The organism is Marinococcus sp. LNHM4E3-1, from assembly GCF_056034405.1.
Genome location: NZ_JBQLID010000008.1, coordinates 22,385 through 39,691, shown reverse-complemented (window position 1 = coordinate 39,691; position 17,307 = coordinate 22,385). Strand labels below are relative to the sequence as shown.

Here is a 17,307-nt window from a genome sequence, read left to right as displayed (position 1 = left end):
ATAGGAGTGGAGAGCAATGATAGGAATTAACCGAAAGCTGCAGGCACTCGAAAGAGAGGGCCGCTACATTAAAGTAGGTCTTGTCGGCGCCGGGCAGATGGGTCGCGGCATGATCGCGCAAATTGAAAACATGAAGGGCATGCGGGTCGTCATTACGGCGGATATAAATGAAGATAACGTCATTAACGCATACGGGCATGCCGGTATTGAGCGGGGAAATATTGTTTCTACTAACAATAAAGAAGAAGCCTCGCAGGCCATCCAGCTGAACAAAGTGGTGGCGTCCACCAAAGCGCTGCTCGTATGCGCGCTTGATGAAGTGGATGTGGTCGTCGATGCGACCGGGGCGCCAAATATTGGAGCAGAAATTGCCTGGAATGCCATTTTGAGCCGGAAGCACATCGTCATGCTGAACGTCGAGGCGGACGTTACCGTCGGGCCGCTGCTGAAGCGGATGGCAGATGCGAGCGGCGTTGTGTACACTGGCTCTGCAGGGGATGAGCCGGGAGCGATCATGGAGCTGTATGATTTTGCTGATGCGATTGGCTTTGAGGTGGTGGCACTTGGCAAAGGCAAAAACAACCCGTTAAATGTGGAAGCCAATCCGGACACGGCAGCAGCTGAAGCCGAGGAAAAGGGCTCAAGCCCGAAAATGCTTGCCTCCTTCCAGGATGGCACGAAAACGATGGTGGAGATGAATGCTGTGGCGAACGCGACCGGCTTTGTACCGGAAAAGCCGGGCATGAATGGATTTGAAGCCGGGGTCGCAGATCTTCCGGAGCTCTTCCAGCTGCGGGAGCAGGGAGGGAAGGTCGAAAAGCAGCAAGTAGTGGAATACATCAACGGGATCGCCCCGGGAGTGTTTGCCATCGTTGCTTCTGATATGGAAGAAGTGAACGCGGAAATGAAATATTTGAAAATGGGGGACGGGCCAAACTACGTGCTGTACCGGCCTTACCACCTGACAAGCCTGGAAACACCGCTTTCCGTGGCGCGGGCGTATCTGGACGGTCAGGCGACGATTGCTCCGGACGCCGGCCATATTGCTGAAACAGTGGCCGTAGCGAAGCGCGATCTGGAAGTGGACGAGCATCTGGATTCCATTGGCGGCTTTACCATTTACGGCACTGTAATGGAAGCCCTGGAAGCCAAAGAAAAGGGAGCACTGCCAATCGGTCTCGCAGACAAAAATGTAAAAATGACCCGGGCTGTAAAAAAAGGGGAAATCATTACGTATCAGGACGTGGAGCAGACAGTGGAATCCACCATCTGGCGTCTTAGGAAAATGCAGGATCACGAGTGGAAATAAAATGAGAAGGAAGCGCTGCCGAAATTAGCGGCCGCTTCTTTTTCCGTCTTCAAATCGTGGTATAATAAAAGAGTAATAAGTAAAGGAGGGGCTGAAGCGATGAAAAAACGTAAGGAGCTCATTTACTTACAGTGCGCTCATTGTAGGGAAGAGACGCCCCACAACGTGGAATACATTAATGGGGACGTGTACAGCATGGAATGCCGCACGTGCGGCCGGGAGCTGACATTAAACCGCGATATCATGAAGGAATGGTATAGCGAAGTGTATGACCGCGTGACTACCAAGCCAACCCGTTTAACAGAGGAATATAAAGAAAGCGGAACGCCGTTTGTCGTACGGATGCCGTTCCGGCTGGCAAGCAAGCCCTACCGGCTGATGCGGGATTTAAATGATACCCAGAAAACATTGCGCTACTATAAGAATAAACAAAAGAAATCTTCCTGACCACGCGCGAGCGGGGAGGAAGATTTTTTATGGATAGATATATTTATCCGCTGGCTAACAGCCGGCGGGGCGCAGGAGTCTTTTCATACGCGCGGTTGAACTCCAGCAGAGGGCATGCAGCGCAGGCCTCTGACACTCCGGTGCATGTAGCAACAGAGTCAAACACGCCATCTTTATAAACGTAGGATAATTCGTGAAGCACCTTCTGTTGTGTAATCGTGCAGTAAATAATCTGACGCGACATGGAGTAGTCCATCATATTTCACTCCTTCGGCGTATAATAAATGGTGTGAATAAAAGCGGTATATAATAATTTACTTAAAGACTATGTACCCGGAACAGCTTAAAAGAAAACCAGAGGTTGTAAGCAGATAGTATTAAGCGGGGGAAGTTTACGCCGGGCGGTATCCGGGAAAATAATATTTCTGACAGCCCATTTAACCTTAAACAAACTACCAGTAATTTAAACCAGCAGAAATGTGACAGTCATGGCATATCTGAGCAGATAGCACACCCAACGGCTGAAAAAAGAAAGGGAAGAGAGAAAAGGGGGAGCATCCATGGAACAAAAGTATATGCTGATCGCAGTAGACCAGGACGGCCGTGAAATTTCATTAAAAAACTATAAGGGCCGTGAGGCGAAAGAGGAATTAATTTTAGAGGGAAAAGACTGCGCAACGACGATGTATGAGCAGTTAAAGGAAGAGCTGCACCCGAACTCGGTGAAAATGCTCAGTCTGTAAAAACTAATATCAGCAAGTCCCCGGCATTTACGCCGGGGGTTTTTTATTATCTTTCAATCAGTTCGAGGCGGTTGCCAAACGGGTCCTCGGTATAAAAGCGGGGAGAGCCGTTCAGCGGCTGTTCGGGTTTTACAGGCCAGTTAAACTCCTGCAGGCGCTCCCTGGCAAGCTCGAGATTGTGCACGCGGAGCGCCGGGTGTGCCTTGCGGGCCGGAGAAAACGGCTCTTCAACGCCAATGTGGATTTCAAGGCCGCCACAGTCAAACCATACGCCGCCGCGTTTGGCCAAATCTTCGGGCTTTGGTATTTCGGGCATGCCGAGGATGGTGTGAAAAAAATGACGGGCTTTTTCTTCGCTATCCGGCGGTGCAGCAAGCTGTACGTGATCAATTCCAGTAAATAATGTCATAAGAGGGTCATCCTTTCACTTTTTGGACAATCGTTTTTCCAATTTCAAGCGAAGCTGTTGCTGCGGGCGACGGGGCGTTTAATACGTGGAGACTGCGGGAGCCCTCAATGAAAAAGAAATCGTCCATCAGCGTCCCGTCTTCCTGAAGAGCCTGGGCTCGTATCCCCGATTCGCCGGGTACAAGCTCATCGGCTGAAAGAGAAGGAATCAGCTGCTGCAGCTCTGCGGTAAATGCCTGTTTGGAAAAGGAACGCACGTATTCCTGCGCTCCTGCCTTCCAGTAACGGGAAGCAAGCTTCCTTAACCCGGGGGAACGGAGGTGCTCCCAGGCATCTGCCGGGCTAACGGCCATTTTGCCGTACCCTTCCCGCTCAAAGCTTAATACGGCGTTCGGGCCTGCTTCTACACCTCCCCGGCTCATACGGGTGAAATGAACGCCGAGAAATGGAAAAACCGGGTCCGGCACTGGATAGATGAGCCAGGAAACTTTATGTGCAGCCTCCGGGGCGAGCGTATAGTATTCCCCGCGGAACGGAACAATACGGACATCGGTATGGTAGCCGGCCATGCGGGCGATCTTATCACTGTGCAGGCCGCCGCAGTTGATGAGCTTCCGGCCGGTAAACGTCTGGTCCGGGGTAGTGACGCTCACGCTTTGTTCAGTCTCCTGAATTTGTTCGGCCCGCTGCCCGATCAGAATATCACCGCCCCGTTGGCGGATTTCCCCGGCAAGTGCCTGGGCGACTTCACCGTAATCGACGATGCCGGTTTCGGGCACAAGCAGCGCGTGCTGGGCGCTTACATACGGCTCTCGTTCTGCAAGCTCCTCAAGCGACAGGTAGCGCGGCTGCAGTCCGTTTTGTCTGCCGCGTTCGTAGAGCTTCCGCAGCTGCAGTAATTCGTCTTCATTTTTTGCGGCAATGATTTTCCCGCAGATCGTATAGTCGACCCCGTGCTGGTCGCAGAAAGCAGCGAGCGATTTCCGTCCCTTTTCTGTAAGAACAGCCTTCAGGCTGCCGGGGCGGTAATAGATGCCCGAATGAATAACACCGCTGTTTCTGCCTGTCTGATGCGAGGCCAGATGGGATTCTTTTTCTAAAACGACTACTCCGGCGCCGGGTTCTTCTTCAAGCAGCGCATAAGCTGCAGCAAGTCCGACGATTCCGCCGCCGATAATGATATAATCGTACATATCGAAGCTCCTTTAAACGACAATTTTTTAAGAGAGACTGCCTACGCACAAGCATACCCGTTTTTTTAAAACTTACAACGGGAGCATTTTTTAAAAATCGTGTTTCTATTATAATGATTAAGTAGTGTAGCCTGGAAAGAAAAATTGGAAGTTTACCGCGCTGCAGAAAAAAGGAATAGCAGATATGAGGTACATAATAAACACTCGGATTGGGAAAGGATTGCACGCGTCATGGATGAGTTTAACGATGATATTTTAACAGACTCGTTAATTTTAAAAGCGATCGATCATTCGAAGGTCGGACTGGTTATCACAGACCCGAATAAAGAGGATAACCCCATCGTTTATGTGAACCGGGGCTTTACCGATGTTACCGGTTATACGTACGAAGAAAGCGTAGGATATAACTGCCGTTTTCTTCAGGGGGAGAACCGAAACGAGCAGGCAATAGAAAATATGAAACGTGCGGTGGCAGCCCGGGAGGAATACGTCCTCGAGCTCGAAAATTTTAAGAAGGACGGCACGCCGTTTTGGAATGAGATTTATATTGAGCCCATTTATATGGAGAACCGTCTGTATTTTCTCGGTGTCCAGCGCGACATTACCCGGCAGAAAAAATACGAAGACGATCTGGACAAAAGCGAGCGTCAGGTGGACCGGCTCTCAACGCCAATCGTGCCGATCACAGAAAAAATATCTGTGCTCCCGGTGGTCGGGGATTTGTCCTATGAACGGTTTGAAATGATCTTTCATAAAATTTCCGAAGCGTATGGAAATATCCATTATGAAAAGCTGATTCTTGATCTTTCCGGCATGGATGAGTACGACGAGCAGGTGGCCGACGGCATTATGAATCTGCATCATCTGCTCCGACTTCTCGGATCAGAGCTGATTGTAACCGGGATCAGGCCGGAGCTTTCAATGGATTTCACATCGCAGAACATTTCGCTTTCCTATCTGCGGACCGCAGCTACGGTGAAAGAAATGCTGCAGGAGCTCGGCATAACGTAAAAAGCCGGAATCTTTAGCATTCCGGCTTTACCAATGCTGCTTATTTTTCCTCGTCCTCTCTTTTGGCGTCCCCGGCTTTGTTCTGTACTTCGCCTTTTACTTTATCTTTCTTGGCGTCACGCTGCATTTTCGGGTCGTCCTTGGCATTGCCTGCCTGATCCTTAGCTTCACCCTTTACTTTATTAACAGCGCCCTTTACTTTATCGCTGAAGCCTTTTTTATCTGCCATAAATAAATACCTCCTGTATTAGGTTCGTACTGGGAATATTCCCGGTGACGCCTGGGATAAAACAAATGATTCCACAAAAATACGTATGCAAAGGAGCACACCTGTATGTCTGTCATTATTGCCTATACGAATCCGCCGGAGCATGTCCGGGAGTACCTCGAAGCAAGGGCGGAGCTTCATGTGATCCGTCCGAACAAAGAACGGGAAAAATTTATGGAGGTGCTGCCGAACGCGGAGGCGCTTATCGGAGCAGGACTGCCTGTCGATCAGGAGCTGTTGGATAAAGCGCCGGAGCTTCGGGTAGTAAGCAACGCTTCAGCCGGGGTGGATAACCTTGACGTCGGTCTGCTGACAGACCGGGGCATTGTAGTTACAAACACTCCCTCGGCAGTTATCGATACGATGGCGGACACGATGTTTGGGCTGATGATCGGCGCTTCGAGGCGTTTGATGGAAATGCATGAGCTTGTTAAAAACGGAGAATGGGACCGGAACGCGCCGAAGGAATGGTTCGGCTTGAACGTTCATCATAAAAAGCTCGGCATCATTGGCATGGGAGGCATAGGAAAAGAAGTCGCCCGCCGGGCAAAGGAAGGCTTCCGGATGGAGGTCAGCTACTATAACCGTTCACGGCATGAACAGGCGGAAAAAGAAACTGGAGCCGTCTATGAGCAGCTCGATGATCTGCTCGCTTCGTCGGATGTGGTGATGGTACTGCTGCCGCTAACCAGTGAAACCAGGCACATGCTGGGTACAGATGCTTTCCGGAAAATGAAATCAACAGCGGTATTTCTGAACGGCGGGCGCGGATCTGTAGTGGATGAACAGGCGTTGATCACGGCACTCCGGGAAAAAGAGATTTTCGCGGCAGGGCTCGATGTGTTTGAAGAGGAACCGCTGCCATCGGATCACCCGTTTTTCACGATGCCCGAAGTGACGCTGCTTCCTCATATCGGCACCGGTACGACAGAAACCCGGGAAGCGATGTACATGGAGGCAGCTGAGCAGTGCGTAAAAGCCTTAAAGGGTGAAAAGCCGGAAGCCCTCGTCAATGAACAGGCATGGGGTAAAGGCAGAAAGTAGGCGCCCCGGTGGCAGACAGGAGGCGGTTTTAGACATAAGAATAACCGCCCTCTGTGTGCGAGAACGGCTGTCTTTTTCAGCGTTTATATGAGCGCTTTATGATTTCAGCGCTTTTGTTTGCGGTTTTTCCACCATTTTCGTACATACGGATAAACAAAAGGTCCAACTTTGACAGCCATTTTAATTAGTTTTCTCATAGTAGATAACGTCCTCCATCTTCAAATTCTTACTTAACGGATACCCTGTTGAAGGACGTTGTAATCATGAAGTTTGGTTTCAGCTGCTTTTCCGTTTACGGAATTTGCGCTTCGCAGCCTGTTTTGGTTGTTTGACCTGCTGTTCCCCGTTTTTGATAAGGTCTTCCTGCATGCGTTTGCGGGCTTCAATAAATAACATGAAAATGCCCCTTTCTTTTGAAGATTGTACAGGGACTATTCCCAGGATAAAACGATGATAAAACATCGTTTTTAAAGAAAATGAGCTTATAAAGGAGCTATCAGTGAACAAACAGTGAAAATCACTGAAAATGGGAGGAAAGGAGATTATGTATGGAAAAACCATTAGTCGCTGCATACAACCGGGTCAGCAGAGAGGCCCGTGAAAAACTGGCAGAAGTGTGTGAAGTCCGGTATTTTGAACAAAGCGAAACGCTCGAAGATCCGGAGTTCCGCGAAACGATGGCTGAGGCTGCAGCCATTATCGGTATCGAATATGAAATCGATGAAGATTTTCTGGAACAGGCTCCAAATCTCCGTATTGCCGCCAACGTTTCTGTTGGCTACGATAATCTGGATCTGGAAGCTTTAAAAGCCAGGGGCATATATGCTTCCAATACGCCGGAAGTGTTAAACGATACGACGGCAGACGCTATTTTCGGTCTGCTGCTGGCGGCGGCCAGACGCATTCCGGAAACCGACCGCTACGTTAAAGACGGGAGGTGGCAGAATACACTCCCGGATGATTATTTCGGTGTGGACGTGCACCACCGGACGCTCGGTATAATCGGCATGGGGCGCATCGGGGAAGCAATTGCTAAACGGGCCCGTTTTGGCTTTGATATGAACGTTTTATATTACAACCGTTCGCGAAAGCGCGAAGCGGAGGAAAAATACGGCGCCTCGTGGACAGAACTTGAGCCGCTGCTTGAACAATCGGATTTTGTCTGTACGATGACGCCGCTTACCAAAGAAACGTATCATTTAATGAACGAAGCAGCTTTTCAACGGATGAAATCGTCAGCTGTATTTATTAATGGGTCGCGGGGAGGCGTCGTAGATGAACCGGCGCTTGTCAAAGCGCTTCAAAATCGGTGGATACGGAGTGCCGGTCTGGATGTATTTTCGGAGGAACCGGTTCCGTCCGACCATCCACTGCTCTCGTTTCCACATGTAGTGACGCTTCCGCATATTGGCTCCTTCACCGAAGAAAATGAAAACAATATGTCGCTGCGGGCGGCGGAAAATGTGCTGCAGGTATTGAACGGCCAGGAGCCTCAGGATCAGCTGTGAAGCAGGAGAGAGGCTCCTGTTTTTTTGGCATAATTGGTATAGACAACTATATTTTATACTGGTACGATATAGAAAAGGAGGGGACTCGCAGTGGAAGATACTATTATATGTTCAGCGACTATTGTAAACGCAGACCGTACCTCAAACGATCAGTTCATCTGGATCCGCGGGCAGGCAATCCACCGGACAGGAAGCATGGAAAGCCTGCGGGAAGTGCCAGAGGAAATACGTCGGAGGGCAGCGATGGTGGACGGCTCCCGGGGCTTCTTTATACCGGGAATGATTGATATGCATATTCACGGCGTCCAGGGAGCAGACGCGATGGATGGTACTGCGGAGGCACTGGAAACAATGGCCAGGGTGCTGCCGGCTGAAGGTACAACAGCTTTTCTTCCAACTACGATTACCCAGAAGAGCGAGGAGATTACAAAAGCCCTGGAAGCAGTGGCTGAACACCGGAAAGCCATGACGGGAGAAGGCCAGGCGGAGATTGCAGGTGCACACGTTGAAGGCCCGTTTTTTGAACCTTCCAAAGCCGGTGCCCAGCCGGCTGAATTCATGGTCCCGGCTTCGGTGGATTTGTTTGAAACGTGGCGCCGTGCTTCCGGAAACGCAATTCGGATTGTTTCACTGGCTCCGGAGCATGATCCGGACTTTACGCTGACCGCTCACCTGCAAAGCATCGGGGTCGTCGCTTCCGCAGCGCATTCGAACGCCTCTAAAGCGCTTGTGGACGAGGCAGTAGAGAATGGTCTTTCGCACATTACCCATTTGTACAACGGCATGAGCGGGCTGCATCACCGGGAGCCCGGCGTTGCTGCCGCAGCGCTTTTAAATCCGGAGCTTACCGTTGAAATTATAGCAGACGGCGTCCACAGCCATCCGGACATGGTCAAGCTTGCCTATCAGGCAGCCGGTCCCGGGCGAATCTGTGTTATTACTGATTCCCTGAGGGCTAAAAATCTGCCGGACGGTTCGTACGATCTCGGCGGCCAGCAGGTAACGGTGGCCGGAGACAAGCCGTATCTGGCAGACGGCACGATCGCCGGCAGCATGCTTGCGATGGATCAAGGCTTCCGCAATATTCAGGCGTTTACAGGCTGCAGCCGTGAGGAAGCGGTGCGCATGACCTCCTGGAACGCCGCGCATGAAATAGGACTCGCGGAGCGGAAAGGCAGCATTCAGGCTGGAAAGGATGCCGATATTGTCTGGATGGACGACAGTATGCATATACAGAAGGTCTGGTGCCGCGGACGCGTCGCTGCGCCTGAACAGAAAGGAGAAGTGAAGCCGTGAAGCTTATCCGTGTGACTGACAGAGAAGCATTGAGCGTGCATGCGGCAGAAATGATCGCCGGAAAAGTGCAGGAGAAACCGGACTGTGTGCTGGGGCTGGCTACCGGCGGTACGCCTGAGGGTACGTATCAGCAGCTGAAGAAAATCTATGACCGCGGGGGCCTGGATCTCTCCCGTGTTACGACATTTAACCTTGATGAGTATGCCGGTATGCCGGAAGACCATCCGCAAAGCTATCATGCATACATGCAGCACAAAGTCTTTCAGCCGCTGCAGCTGCAGCCGGAACAGACGCACCTTCCGAACGGAACAGCCGATGACCTGGAGCAGGAATGCAGGCGCTATGAAAAACAAATTGCTGCAGCCGGGGGCATTGATATGCAGCTTCTCGGCATTGGTGAAAACGGCCACATTGGATTTAATGAGCCCGGCACCTCCTTTTCAAGCCGGACGCATGTGATACAATTGAAGCCGTCAACGAGAGAGGCCAACGCCAGATTTTTTTTGAGTATTAAGGACGTTCCAACACAGGCGGTAACTATGGGAATTGAAACCATTATGGACAGCCGTGAGATTCTTTTGCTCGTGTTTGGCAGACGTAAAAAAGAAGCCCTTCTTCGTCTGTTAGAAGGAGAGGTGCAGGAAGACTTCCCGGCTTCCGTACTGAAAAAGCACTCCAGTGTAACGGTGATTGCTGACGAAGAAGCGCTGGCGGATGTCCCCGCAGAAGTGTTGCGGCGCTTTACCGGGTGAAAACGTGAAAACGGGAGGATGCCGTATATGAAAATTAACAAAAAATCCCCGCTGCCGATTTATTATCAAATACAGGAAATGATCCGTGGAAAGCTTGAGAGTGGCGAATGGCCTCCAGGCTATATGCTTCCGTCCGAGCGTATTTTTGCTGAAGAATTTGATGTGAGCCGTATGACGGTCCGCCAGGCGGTGACGGAGCTTGTAAGCGAGCAGCTGCTGACAAGGGAAAAGGGCAAAGGAACGTTTGTGGCTGAACCTAAGATTGAACAGATGCTTCAGGGTCTCACGAGCTTTACCGAGGATATGAAGGCGCGCGGCATGAAGGCAAGCAGCGAGCTGCAGCTGTTTCAAATGGAAGAAGCGGACGCGGCAACAGCGAGACTGCTTCAGCTGAAAGGCGGTTCGGTCTACAGGATGGAGCGGCTTAGACTCGCGGATAATAAGCCGATGGCGCTAGAGAATTCCTATCTGAATGCAGAGATGTTTCCCGGCCTTGGCGAAGAATCGGCATCAGGCTCTATTTATAACCGGCTTGAGCAGGATTACGGCATCATAATTGGGTCCGCCGATCAGTCCCTTGAGGCATCCCTTGCGTCGGAGCGCGAAGCAGAGCTTCTCGGCATTGTACCGGGAGCCCCGGTTCTTTTAATCTCCCGGACTACGTATACTGCGGATGGGGAACCGTTTGAACACGTTATTTCTTCCTACCGGGGGGATCGGTACAAGTTCCGTATTCATATGCCGCGGTAAGGGTGGCCGAAGCGGCTTTCCTGGTTTTCTGGGCTGATTTACGTTAAAATGCTCGCAGGATAACGATTAGCTGATAATGAGGGAGGCCGCACAAATGGATGATCGATTGTTTAAAGCAGCCATGGGCAAATTTACGACCGGTGTTACGGTGCTTACGACGGAGCTTGAAGGAACAGTTCATGGCATGACGGCAAACGCGTTCATGTCTGTTTCACTTGAACCAAAGCTGATTCTCATTTCCGTGGCGAAAACGGCATCGATGCACGAATATATGCAGGAAGCAGATCAGTTTGCCATCAGTGTTCTTGGCAACGGCCAGGAGGCAGTATCGCGCTACTTTGCCCGCCAGACAGAAGAAGACGCAGAGGTGAGCTTTGAGCGGTTTGAAGACCGTCCGGTCATTGAAGGAGCCATCACGCAGCTTGCCTGCACGAAATATAACGAAGTCGATGCAGGGGATCACACACTGTTTATCGGTTCCGTGGAAAATGTGACGGTCCAGGATGAAGCACCGCTCGTTTATTTTGAAGGCAAATACCGCTATATGGAATAAATCATCCGGCTTTCGGCCGGGTGTTTTTTTATATTCCGGCTCTTTTTTCTCCAGGAAGGGCGTGCTACATTATATGTAAGAAAACGCTTTCAAAAGAGAGGTGCGAATCGTGAATAAAGCGGAATGGAACCGGTGGTCGGAGACGGGAATACTGGACCGTACACGGATGGAAAAGCGGATCGCAGAGTCATGGCATATATGCGCAAGGGAAGGAGTCGATCCAGCTGGAGGCATCGGCCAGCTGCCGGAACGAAAGGAGTGGCTGGCCTACAAAAAAGAACGGGAAATGTACCTGGAAGCGGCAGATCCAATGCTTCGGCAGCTGCAGGAATTTTGTGAGAGCATGAAGCTTTTGCTTCTGCTTACGGATGAACAAGGCAAAGTGCTGTACATCAACGGGCATCGGCAGGCTCTTGCTCATGCCTCAAGCATTCATTTTGGAGAGGGCGTTACCTGGACCGACCGGGCGGTAGGGACGAATGCCATCGGGACCAGTCTTTCTACAGGGGAACCGATTGCGGTCTTCAAAGAAGAGCACTACTCTAAAGCCTCCAAAAGCTGGGAATGCGCAGCGGTACCAGTATACGACGGCAAAGGGGGCATCCTTGGCGTGCTTGATATGTCGAGTCCCTTTGGTTTTACGCAGAAAGAACAAATTATGGGCACGGTCGTTTCAGCAGCATTTGCGATTGAGCGCTCCTGGCAGGAAAAGCTCCGTCAGCAGGAAATCGAGCTGCTTCAATACGCCCTCGCAGGCGACCATACGTTCACACCGTATTTGCTGACGAATGCTTATGGCACCGAGGTGTACCGTCATCCGGAATGGAAGGAAGACGAGCAGGGAAATGATCCGGCCATCAGCCGACTGGCAGTCCCAATCTATTCTGCAGCCACCCGCCGGCTGCTCGGTTATCGGTATCAGCCTGTGCGTACGAAGGTGGAAAAAAAGAAGGTCCCGGCAGCCCGGCCTTTCTCCCGGGGGGAAGCCGTAGGGGTAAGCCCGGCCTTTGAACAAACGATCGCGGAGGTGAAAAAGGCTGCCAAACAATCGGTCTCCGTTCATCTTTTCGGTGAGACCGGGACGGGCAAGGAAGTTATGGCAAGACTCTTGCATGACAATAGTGAATACCGAAATGGTCCGTTTATCGCAGTCAACTGCGGCGCTATTCCGGAAAACCTGCTCGAAAGCGAACTGTTCGGCTACGATAGCGGCGCATTTACCGGGGCGAAGAGAGGAGGCTCCGAGGGGAAAATCCGGGAAGCGAAAAACGGCACCCTCTTTTTAGACGAAATCTCTGAAATTTCCCCGGCAGCCCAGGTGGCACTTTTACGTGTGCTACAGGAGAAAAGGGTCACGCCGGTTGGGAGCAGAGACTCCATCCCGGTTAACTTCCGGCTTGTTACTGCAAGCAACAAGCATATTACTGAGCTGGTTCAGGAAGGAAATTTCCGGGAAGATTTGTATTACCGCATTTATGTGTATCCGCTCACGCTGCCGCCGCTCAGAGAGCGGATGGAGGATCTGCCGGAGCTGATCCGCTACATTTCAGAGAAGCAGGGATGGAGCATTACCTGGCCGAAACAGCTGCTGGCCCAGATGGCCGGCTACGAATGGCCGGGCAACATCCGTGAACTCTTTAATGTACTGGAGCGTATGTATACGTATTATGAAGGAATTGTGCCGATGGACGTGCTCCTTGATCCTTTTCTTTCTGCCCCGGAAGCCCGGCAGCTCACGACGAGCCGGTTTACCTACCGGGAGCAGATGGAGTGCGAGCGGATCGAACAGGCGCTTGAGGCCTGCAGCGGCCGTGTAGCGGCTTCGGCAAAGCTGCTTGGGATGGCGAGAAGCACGCTTTACCGGAAGCTGAAAAAATATGGGCTGGAATAATTGCGACAAAATGAGACAATCCGGAGCATCATGCTCCGGATTGTCTCATTTTTTTGTGGAGCAAAAGCCTGAAACTGAAGCGACTGCCTGAAAATAACGTAGATATTGTTGGCACAAAACTTGCAAGTGTTTAGAGCGAGAACGCCCGCAGGCTTCTTTTGCCTGCAATAAATGAATATTAAAGGAGGATCAGTATGGAAGCGTCCAACACAAGAACACAGACGATGGATTCCCATCAGGCCATGTGGATGTATCAAAAAATGTCTGAAATTCGGTATTTTGAAGATACTGTCCATGAAACGTTCAGCAAAGGAGTGCTGCCGGGATTTGTTCATTTGTATGCAGGAGAGGAAGCGGTGGCAGTCGGCGTATGCGCGCACCTGAATGACAAAGACAGCATCACAAGCACTCACCGCGGGCACGGTCACTGCATCGCGAAGGGGTGTGATCTGAACGGTATGATGGCCGAGATTTATGGTAAAGAAACCGGGCTTTGCAACGGTAAAGGCGGCTCAATGCATATTGCTGATGTTAGTAAAGGCATGCTCGGGGCCAATGGCATCGTTGGCGGCGGTTTTCCGCTCGCTACTGGCGCCGGCCTGACAGCGAAGCTGCAGAACACGGGAGGCGTGGCGGTCTGCTTTTTTGGAGACGGGGCCAATAACCACGGCACATTCCATGAGGGGATTAATATGGCGGCTATCTGGAATCTGCCGGTCATCTTTGTTGCCGAAAACAACGGCTACGCTGAAGCGACTCCATTTTCCTACGCCTCGAGCTGTGAAAATATCGCCGACCGGGCAGCTTCTTACGGCATCCCGGGAGAAATTGTTGATGGCAAAGACGCAATGGCTGTATACGAAGCGGCAGCAAGGGCGGTCGAAAGAGCAAGAAACGGTGAAGGCCCTTCCTTGATTGAATGTAAAACGTACCGGAACTACGGTCACTTTGAAGGCGATGCCCAGAAATATAAAGGCTCGGAGGAGCGCGAAGAGCATCTGAAGGATAAAGACGCGATTTTACAGTTCCGCCAGTATATGCTCCAGCACAACCTTTCTAATGAGGAGGGCCTGAACAAGCTGGATGAACAGGTGAAAGCCTCCATCCAGGCCGCGGTCGAATTTGCAGAAAGCAGTGATTACCCGGATGCCGGCAGCTTAATAACTGACGTGTATGTGGATTACACGAATACAGGGAGGGAGTCGTAATGGGACGGACCATCAGCTTTTCTGATGCAATTAATGAAGCACTTGCCGAAACGATGCGAAGAGATAAAAACGTTATTTTAATGGGTGAAGATGTAGCCGGCGGCGCGGCCGTCGATCATTTGCAGGACGAGGAAGCCTGGGGTGGGGTCATGGGTGTCACGCAGGGGCTGGTGCAGGAATTCGGGAGGGACCGCATTCTCGATACCCCGATTGCAGAAGCAGGCTATGTCGGCGCGGCCGTCAGTGCAGCAGCAACCGGCATGCGCCCGGTGGCGGAGCTGATGTTTAACGACTTTATTGGCAGCTGCCTCGATGAGGTAATGAACCAGGGGGCGAAGCTGCGTTATATGTTCGGTGGTAAAGCGAAGGTGCCGCTGACCATCCGGACGATGCATGGAGCGGGCTTTCGGGCTGCGGCCCAGCATTCGCAGAGCCTGTATGGGATGTTTACCGCAATACCGGGGCTTAAAACAGTCGTTCCTTCCACGCCGGCAGAAGCGAAGGGACTCTTGATCGCAGCCATTGAAGATGATGACCTGGTGGTCTTTTTTGAAGATAAAACGCTCTACAATATGAAAGGCGAAGTGCCGGAAGGCTATTACAAGACCGATCTCGGTAAAGCGGACATTAAGCGCGAGGGCAGTGATGTCACGATCGTTGCTATCGGCAAGCAGGTGCATACCGCGCTTGAAGCGGCAGAGCAGCTGTCGGCCAAAGGCATTCAGGCAGAAATTGTAGATCCGCGAAGTCTTTCGCCTTTGGATGAAGAGACGATTTTAGCTTCAGTGGATAAAACCAATCATTTAATTGTCGTGGACGAAGCGACCCCGCGCTGTAACGTAGCGACCGATATTGCAGCGATGGTCGCAGATAAGGGATTCGATTCCCTCGATGCACCGATCAAACGGATTACCGCTCCGCATTCTCCGGTGCCGTTTTCGCCGGTCCTCGAGGATCTGTATCTGCCGTCGGCGGACACCATCGTCCGAACCGTCATGGAGCTTACTGGTGAAGATACTGCGATGACTATGTAAACGGAAGGAGGGACAGTATGGCCACTGAGATCGTAATGCCGAAGTTTGGAATGAGTATGAACGAAGGCACCATTGCCGAATGGCTGAAAAAAGAAGGAGACGATATTAAAAAAGGGGAGCCGATTGTAACGGTCAGCTCGGATAAAATCACAAATGAAGTGGAGGCTCCTGCAGACGGTCAGATGCTCAAAATCACCGCCGCAGAAGACGAGACGCTGGCGGTTGGTCAGGTGATTGCCTACATGGGAGAGCCCGGTGAACAAATAGCAGAAAGCACGTCAGCCAAAGAAGAGCCGGCGTCGGCGGCCCCGGAACCGGCAGAAACGGTAGCAGAAGAACCGGTTATTTCCCGGGAAATAAATCATGCGCCTCAGGCTGAATCGCGCGTACGGGTATCTCCGGCCGCTAAAAAGCTGGCATCGGCGCACGGTATTCCGGTAGAAAACATTGAAGGCACTGGACCGAAAGGACGAATTACCAAGAAGGATGTGGAAGCACTAGTAGAATCCGGTGGCGAGGAAGAAAGCACTGCTCTGCCGCAAAACGAACCGGCATCAGCCAATCCATCGCTCGACACGACTCAGGTGACGGCTGTTAAAGGAATGCGTAAAGTCATTGCCGACCGTATGCAGCAGAGCCTGCAGGAAAGTGCCCAGCTTACGCTGATGAGAAAGGCAGATGTTACCGGGCTGCTGCAGATGCAGAAGCAGGCCAATGCCGAGCTTGAACAGAACGGGGAAGCGAAAACGATGACACTGACTGCGTTCATTGCCAAAGCAGCAGTACTGGCTCTCCGAAAGCATCCGGCAGCGAACGCTTCGTTTCAGGAAGGCACGCTTTACCGCTATGATCATGTGCACCTGGGAATAGCGGCCGCATTGACAGAAGGCCTCATGGTGCCGGTCATTTTTCATGCCGAAGCCAAATCAGTGCGGGAGATTGGTGAGAGCATCCGCTTGCTCGGGCACGGGGCAAGGGAAAACCAGCTAGCTTCTGAAGATATGCAGGGCTCCACGTTTACGATTACGAATGTTGGTTCGACCGGTGTCGAATACTTTACGCCGATTTTAAATACACCGGAAGCGGCTATACTGGGTGTCGGAGCCGTCCAGGACGGGGTACAGTTTCACGAAGGCATTCCAATGGAGCGAAAGCTGCTGCCGCTCAGCCTGACATTTGATCACCGCGCCCTCGACGGCGAACCGGCCGGGCGGTTTCTCGCAGAGCTTACCGGTATTTTAGAGAATCCGCACCGGTTGTTTTACTAATACGTCCCCCATACAGGGTTAAGCCGTTTCCATAATGGGAACGGCTTTTGTATGACAAAGGAGGGAGTTTATGACTGGAATTACCCACATCGGTTTAACCGTGCCGGATATTGACGCAGCTGTCGAATGGTACACGCGGGTGCTGGATTTTGAGCTTCTGGCCGGGCCATTCACGGCGAAAGCTGAGGAGACGGACGATGCTTCCACGAATATGACAATGGATCTTCTCGGCGAAGAGGTGAAAGAAATGCGCAATGCTCATCTGACGACGGGCAACCAGGTGGGACTCGAGCTGTTTGAATTTGTTGACCCGAAGCCTGATCTGAAACAGAGCCCGCCGTGGCAGCAGCGATTTTTTCACCTGTGCCTTCTTGTTTCTGATGTAGAAGAAACGGCTGTACAAATTGAATCGGAGGGAGGAAAACGGCGGAGCAGGACATGGCACCCGAGAGAGGGAAAGCCGTACCGGCTTGTTTATATGGAGGACCCGTTCGGCAATATCGTCGAGCTTTATTCCCACAGCACCGAAGTCACCTATGGAAACATGGACAGCCCATAAGCCGCCTGCGTGAGGTGCCCTTTCCGGCTGATCAATGTTATTCTATACAGATGAGTAGAACGGAC

The 17,307-nt window shown here is 51.6% G+C and carries 19 protein-coding genes; 15 read left to right on the top strand and 4 right to left on the bottom strand.

What is annotated here, in order from left to right:
- Window positions 1–16: 16 nt before the first annotated feature.
- Both ACTRXI_RS10175 and ACTRXI_RS10170 read left to right on the top strand, forming a co-directional pair.
- On the top strand, window positions 17–1,309 hold the full coding sequence (locus ACTRXI_RS10175) for an NAD(P)H-dependent oxidoreductase (protein ID WP_474262320.1): 1,293 nt from the start codon (window positions 17–19) through the stop codon (window positions 1,307–1,309).
- A 99-nt stretch (window positions 1,310–1,408) separates the two neighbouring features.
- Entirely contained in the window at window positions 1,409–1,756 is a 348-nt protein-coding gene (locus ACTRXI_RS10170) for a bh protein (RefSeq protein WP_474262319.1), read from the top strand.
- Between the two features lie 43 nt (window positions 1,757–1,799).
- Here the strand turns inward: ACTRXI_RS10170 and ACTRXI_RS10165 are convergent, their stop codons facing one another.
- Entirely contained in the window at window positions 1,800–2,015 is a 216-nt protein-coding gene (locus tag ACTRXI_RS10165; RefSeq protein WP_474262318.1) for a hypothetical protein, read from the bottom strand.
- Between the two features lie 301 nt (window positions 2,016–2,316).
- Between ACTRXI_RS10165 and ACTRXI_RS10160 the strand changes: the two genes are divergently transcribed.
- On the top strand, window positions 2,317–2,499 hold the full coding sequence (locus tag ACTRXI_RS10160) for a hypothetical protein (RefSeq protein ID WP_474262317.1): 183 nt from the start codon (window positions 2,317–2,319) through the stop codon (window positions 2,497–2,499).
- A 46-nt stretch (window positions 2,500–2,545) separates the two neighbouring features.
- Here the strand turns inward: ACTRXI_RS10160 and ACTRXI_RS10155 are convergent, their stop codons facing one another.
- Together ACTRXI_RS10155 and lhgO are read right to left on the bottom strand one after the other, a co-directional pair.
- A complete protein-coding gene (locus ACTRXI_RS10155; protein WP_474262316.1) occupies window positions 2,546–2,908 on the bottom strand; it encodes a VOC family protein in 363 nt (120 codons plus the stop codon).
- A 7-nt stretch (window positions 2,909–2,915) separates the two neighbouring features.
- On the bottom strand, window positions 2,916–4,100 hold the full coding sequence (gene lhgO, locus ACTRXI_RS10150) for an L-2-hydroxyglutarate oxidase (protein WP_474262315.1): 1,185 nt from the start codon (window positions 4,098–4,100) through the stop codon (window positions 2,916–2,918).
- A gap of 231 nt (window positions 4,101–4,331) precedes the next feature.
- Between lhgO and ytvA the strand changes: the two genes are divergently transcribed.
- Window positions 4,332–5,111, top strand: a complete 780-nt coding sequence (gene ytvA / locus ACTRXI_RS10145) for a YtvA family blue-light photoreceptor (protein ID WP_474262314.1) — start codon at window positions 4,332–4,334, stop codon at window positions 5,109–5,111.
- A gap of 40 nt (window positions 5,112–5,151) precedes the next feature.
- Here ytvA and ACTRXI_RS10140 read toward each other — a convergent pair whose 3' ends face one another.
- Window positions 5,152–5,340 carry a CsbD family protein gene (locus ACTRXI_RS10140; RefSeq protein ID WP_474262313.1) on the bottom strand — a complete coding sequence of 63 codons (189 nt, stop codon included), beginning with the start codon at window positions 5,338–5,340 and terminating at the stop codon, window positions 5,152–5,154.
- A gap of 105 nt (window positions 5,341–5,445) precedes the next feature.
- Here ACTRXI_RS10140 and ACTRXI_RS10135 point away from each other — a divergent pair, with 105 nt between their 5' ends.
- The 11 genes from ACTRXI_RS10135 to ACTRXI_RS10085 all read left to right on the top strand — a co-directional run bounded on the left by ACTRXI_RS10135 (window position 5,446) and on the right by ACTRXI_RS10085 (window position 17,242).
- The gene (locus ACTRXI_RS10135) at window positions 5,446–6,423 is read left to right on the top strand and encodes a 2-hydroxyacid dehydrogenase (RefSeq protein WP_474262311.1); all 978 of its coding nucleotides are present in this window, start codon (window positions 5,446–5,448) and stop codon (window positions 6,421–6,423) included.
- 548 nt (window positions 6,424–6,971) lie between these two features.
- On the top strand, window positions 6,972–7,931 hold the full coding sequence (locus tag ACTRXI_RS10130) for a 2-hydroxyacid dehydrogenase (protein ID WP_474262310.1): 960 nt from the start codon (window positions 6,972–6,974) through the stop codon (window positions 7,929–7,931).
- Between the two features lie 90 nt (window positions 7,932–8,021).
- Window positions 8,022–9,227, top strand: coding sequence for an N-acetylglucosamine-6-phosphate deacetylase (gene nagA, locus ACTRXI_RS10125; RefSeq protein WP_474262309.1), 1,206 nt, complete (start codon window positions 8,022–8,024; stop codon window positions 9,225–9,227).
- Window positions 9,224–9,979, top strand: coding sequence for a glucosamine-6-phosphate deaminase (gene nagB / locus ACTRXI_RS10120; RefSeq protein WP_474262308.1), 756 nt, complete (start codon window positions 9,224–9,226; stop codon window positions 9,977–9,979). Before nagA ends, nagB begins: the two co-directional genes overlap by 4 nt.
- 27 nt (window positions 9,980–10,006) lie before the next feature.
- Window positions 10,007–10,729 (top strand): GntR family transcriptional regulator, encoded by a 723-nt coding sequence (locus tag ACTRXI_RS10115; protein WP_474262307.1) that lies wholly within the window; start codon window positions 10,007–10,009, stop codon window positions 10,727–10,729.
- 94 nt (window positions 10,730–10,823) lie between these two features.
- Window positions 10,824–11,282 carry a flavin reductase family protein gene (locus ACTRXI_RS10110; RefSeq protein WP_474262306.1) on the top strand — a complete coding sequence of 153 codons (459 nt, stop codon included), beginning with the start codon at window positions 10,824–10,826 and terminating at the stop codon, window positions 11,280–11,282.
- Window positions 11,283–11,391: 109 nt separating this feature from the next.
- Window positions 11,392–13,173 carry a sigma-54-dependent Fis family transcriptional regulator gene (locus ACTRXI_RS10105; protein ID WP_474262305.1) on the top strand — a complete coding sequence of 594 codons (1,782 nt, stop codon included), beginning with the start codon at window positions 11,392–11,394 and terminating at the stop codon, window positions 13,171–13,173.
- Between the two features lie 194 nt (window positions 13,174–13,367).
- Window positions 13,368–14,381 carry a thiamine pyrophosphate-dependent dehydrogenase E1 component subunit alpha gene (locus ACTRXI_RS10100; RefSeq protein ID WP_474262304.1) on the top strand — a complete coding sequence of 338 codons (1,014 nt, stop codon included), beginning with the start codon at window positions 13,368–13,370 and terminating at the stop codon, window positions 14,379–14,381.
- The gene (locus ACTRXI_RS10095) at window positions 14,381–15,415 is read left to right on the top strand and encodes an alpha-ketoacid dehydrogenase subunit beta (protein ID WP_474262303.1); all 1,035 of its coding nucleotides are present in this window, start codon (window positions 14,381–14,383) and stop codon (window positions 15,413–15,415) included. The genes ACTRXI_RS10100 and ACTRXI_RS10095 overlap by 1 nt, the downstream gene beginning before the upstream one ends.
- A gap of 17 nt (window positions 15,416–15,432) precedes the next feature.
- A complete protein-coding gene (locus ACTRXI_RS10090; protein WP_474262302.1) occupies window positions 15,433–16,683 on the top strand; it encodes a dihydrolipoamide acetyltransferase family protein in 1,251 nt (416 codons plus the stop codon).
- Window positions 16,684–16,753: 70 nt separating this feature from the next.
- The gene (locus ACTRXI_RS10085) at window positions 16,754–17,242 is read left to right on the top strand and encodes a VOC family protein (protein WP_474262301.1); all 489 of its coding nucleotides are present in this window, start codon (window positions 16,754–16,756) and stop codon (window positions 17,240–17,242) included.
- Window positions 17,243–17,307: the final 65 nt, after the last annotated feature.

What these genes read in the sequence shown, in the direction of transcription:
- ACTRXI_RS10175 (WP_474262320.1), top strand. Translation starts at nt 17, where the DNA reads ATGATAGGAATTAACCGAAAGCTGCAGGCACTCGAAAGAGAGGGCCGC.
- ACTRXI_RS10170 (WP_474262319.1), top strand. Translation starts at nt 1,409, where the DNA reads ATGAAAAAACGTAAGGAGCTCATTTACTTACAGTGCGCTCATTGTAGG.
- ACTRXI_RS10165 (WP_474262318.1), bottom strand. Translation starts at nt 2,015, where the DNA reads ATGATGGACTACTCCATGTCGCGTCAGATTATTTACTGCACGATTACA.
- ACTRXI_RS10160 (WP_474262317.1), top strand. Translation starts at nt 2,317, where the DNA reads ATGGAACAAAAGTATATGCTGATCGCAGTAGACCAGGACGGCCGTGAA.
- ACTRXI_RS10155 (WP_474262316.1), bottom strand. Translation starts at nt 2,908, where the DNA reads ATGACATTATTTACTGGAATTGATCACGTACAGCTTGCTGCACCGCCG.
- lhgO (WP_474262315.1), bottom strand. Translation starts at nt 4,100, where the DNA reads ATGTACGATTATATCATTATCGGCGGCGGAATCGTCGGACTTGCTGCA.
- ytvA (WP_474262314.1), top strand. Translation starts at nt 4,332, where the DNA reads ATGGATGAGTTTAACGATGATATTTTAACAGACTCGTTAATTTTAAAA.
- ACTRXI_RS10140 (WP_474262313.1), bottom strand. Translation starts at nt 5,340, where the DNA reads ATGGCAGATAAAAAAGGCTTCAGCGATAAAGTAAAGGGCGCTGTTAAT.
- ACTRXI_RS10135 (WP_474262311.1), top strand. Translation starts at nt 5,446, where the DNA reads ATGTCTGTCATTATTGCCTATACGAATCCGCCGGAGCATGTCCGGGAG.
- ACTRXI_RS10130 (WP_474262310.1), top strand. Translation starts at nt 6,972, where the DNA reads ATGGAAAAACCATTAGTCGCTGCATACAACCGGGTCAGCAGAGAGGCC.
- ACTRXI_RS10115 (WP_474262307.1), top strand. Translation starts at nt 10,007, where the DNA reads ATGAAAATTAACAAAAAATCCCCGCTGCCGATTTATTATCAAATACAG.
- ACTRXI_RS10110 (WP_474262306.1), top strand. Translation starts at nt 10,824, where the DNA reads ATGGATGATCGATTGTTTAAAGCAGCCATGGGCAAATTTACGACCGGT.
- ACTRXI_RS10100 (WP_474262304.1), top strand. Translation starts at nt 13,368, where the DNA reads ATGGAAGCGTCCAACACAAGAACACAGACGATGGATTCCCATCAGGCC.
- ACTRXI_RS10095 (WP_474262303.1), top strand. Translation starts at nt 14,381, where the DNA reads ATGGGACGGACCATCAGCTTTTCTGATGCAATTAATGAAGCACTTGCC.
- ACTRXI_RS10090 (WP_474262302.1), top strand. Translation starts at nt 15,433, where the DNA reads ATGGCCACTGAGATCGTAATGCCGAAGTTTGGAATGAGTATGAACGAA.
- ACTRXI_RS10085 (WP_474262301.1), top strand. Translation starts at nt 16,754, where the DNA reads ATGACTGGAATTACCCACATCGGTTTAACCGTGCCGGATATTGACGCA.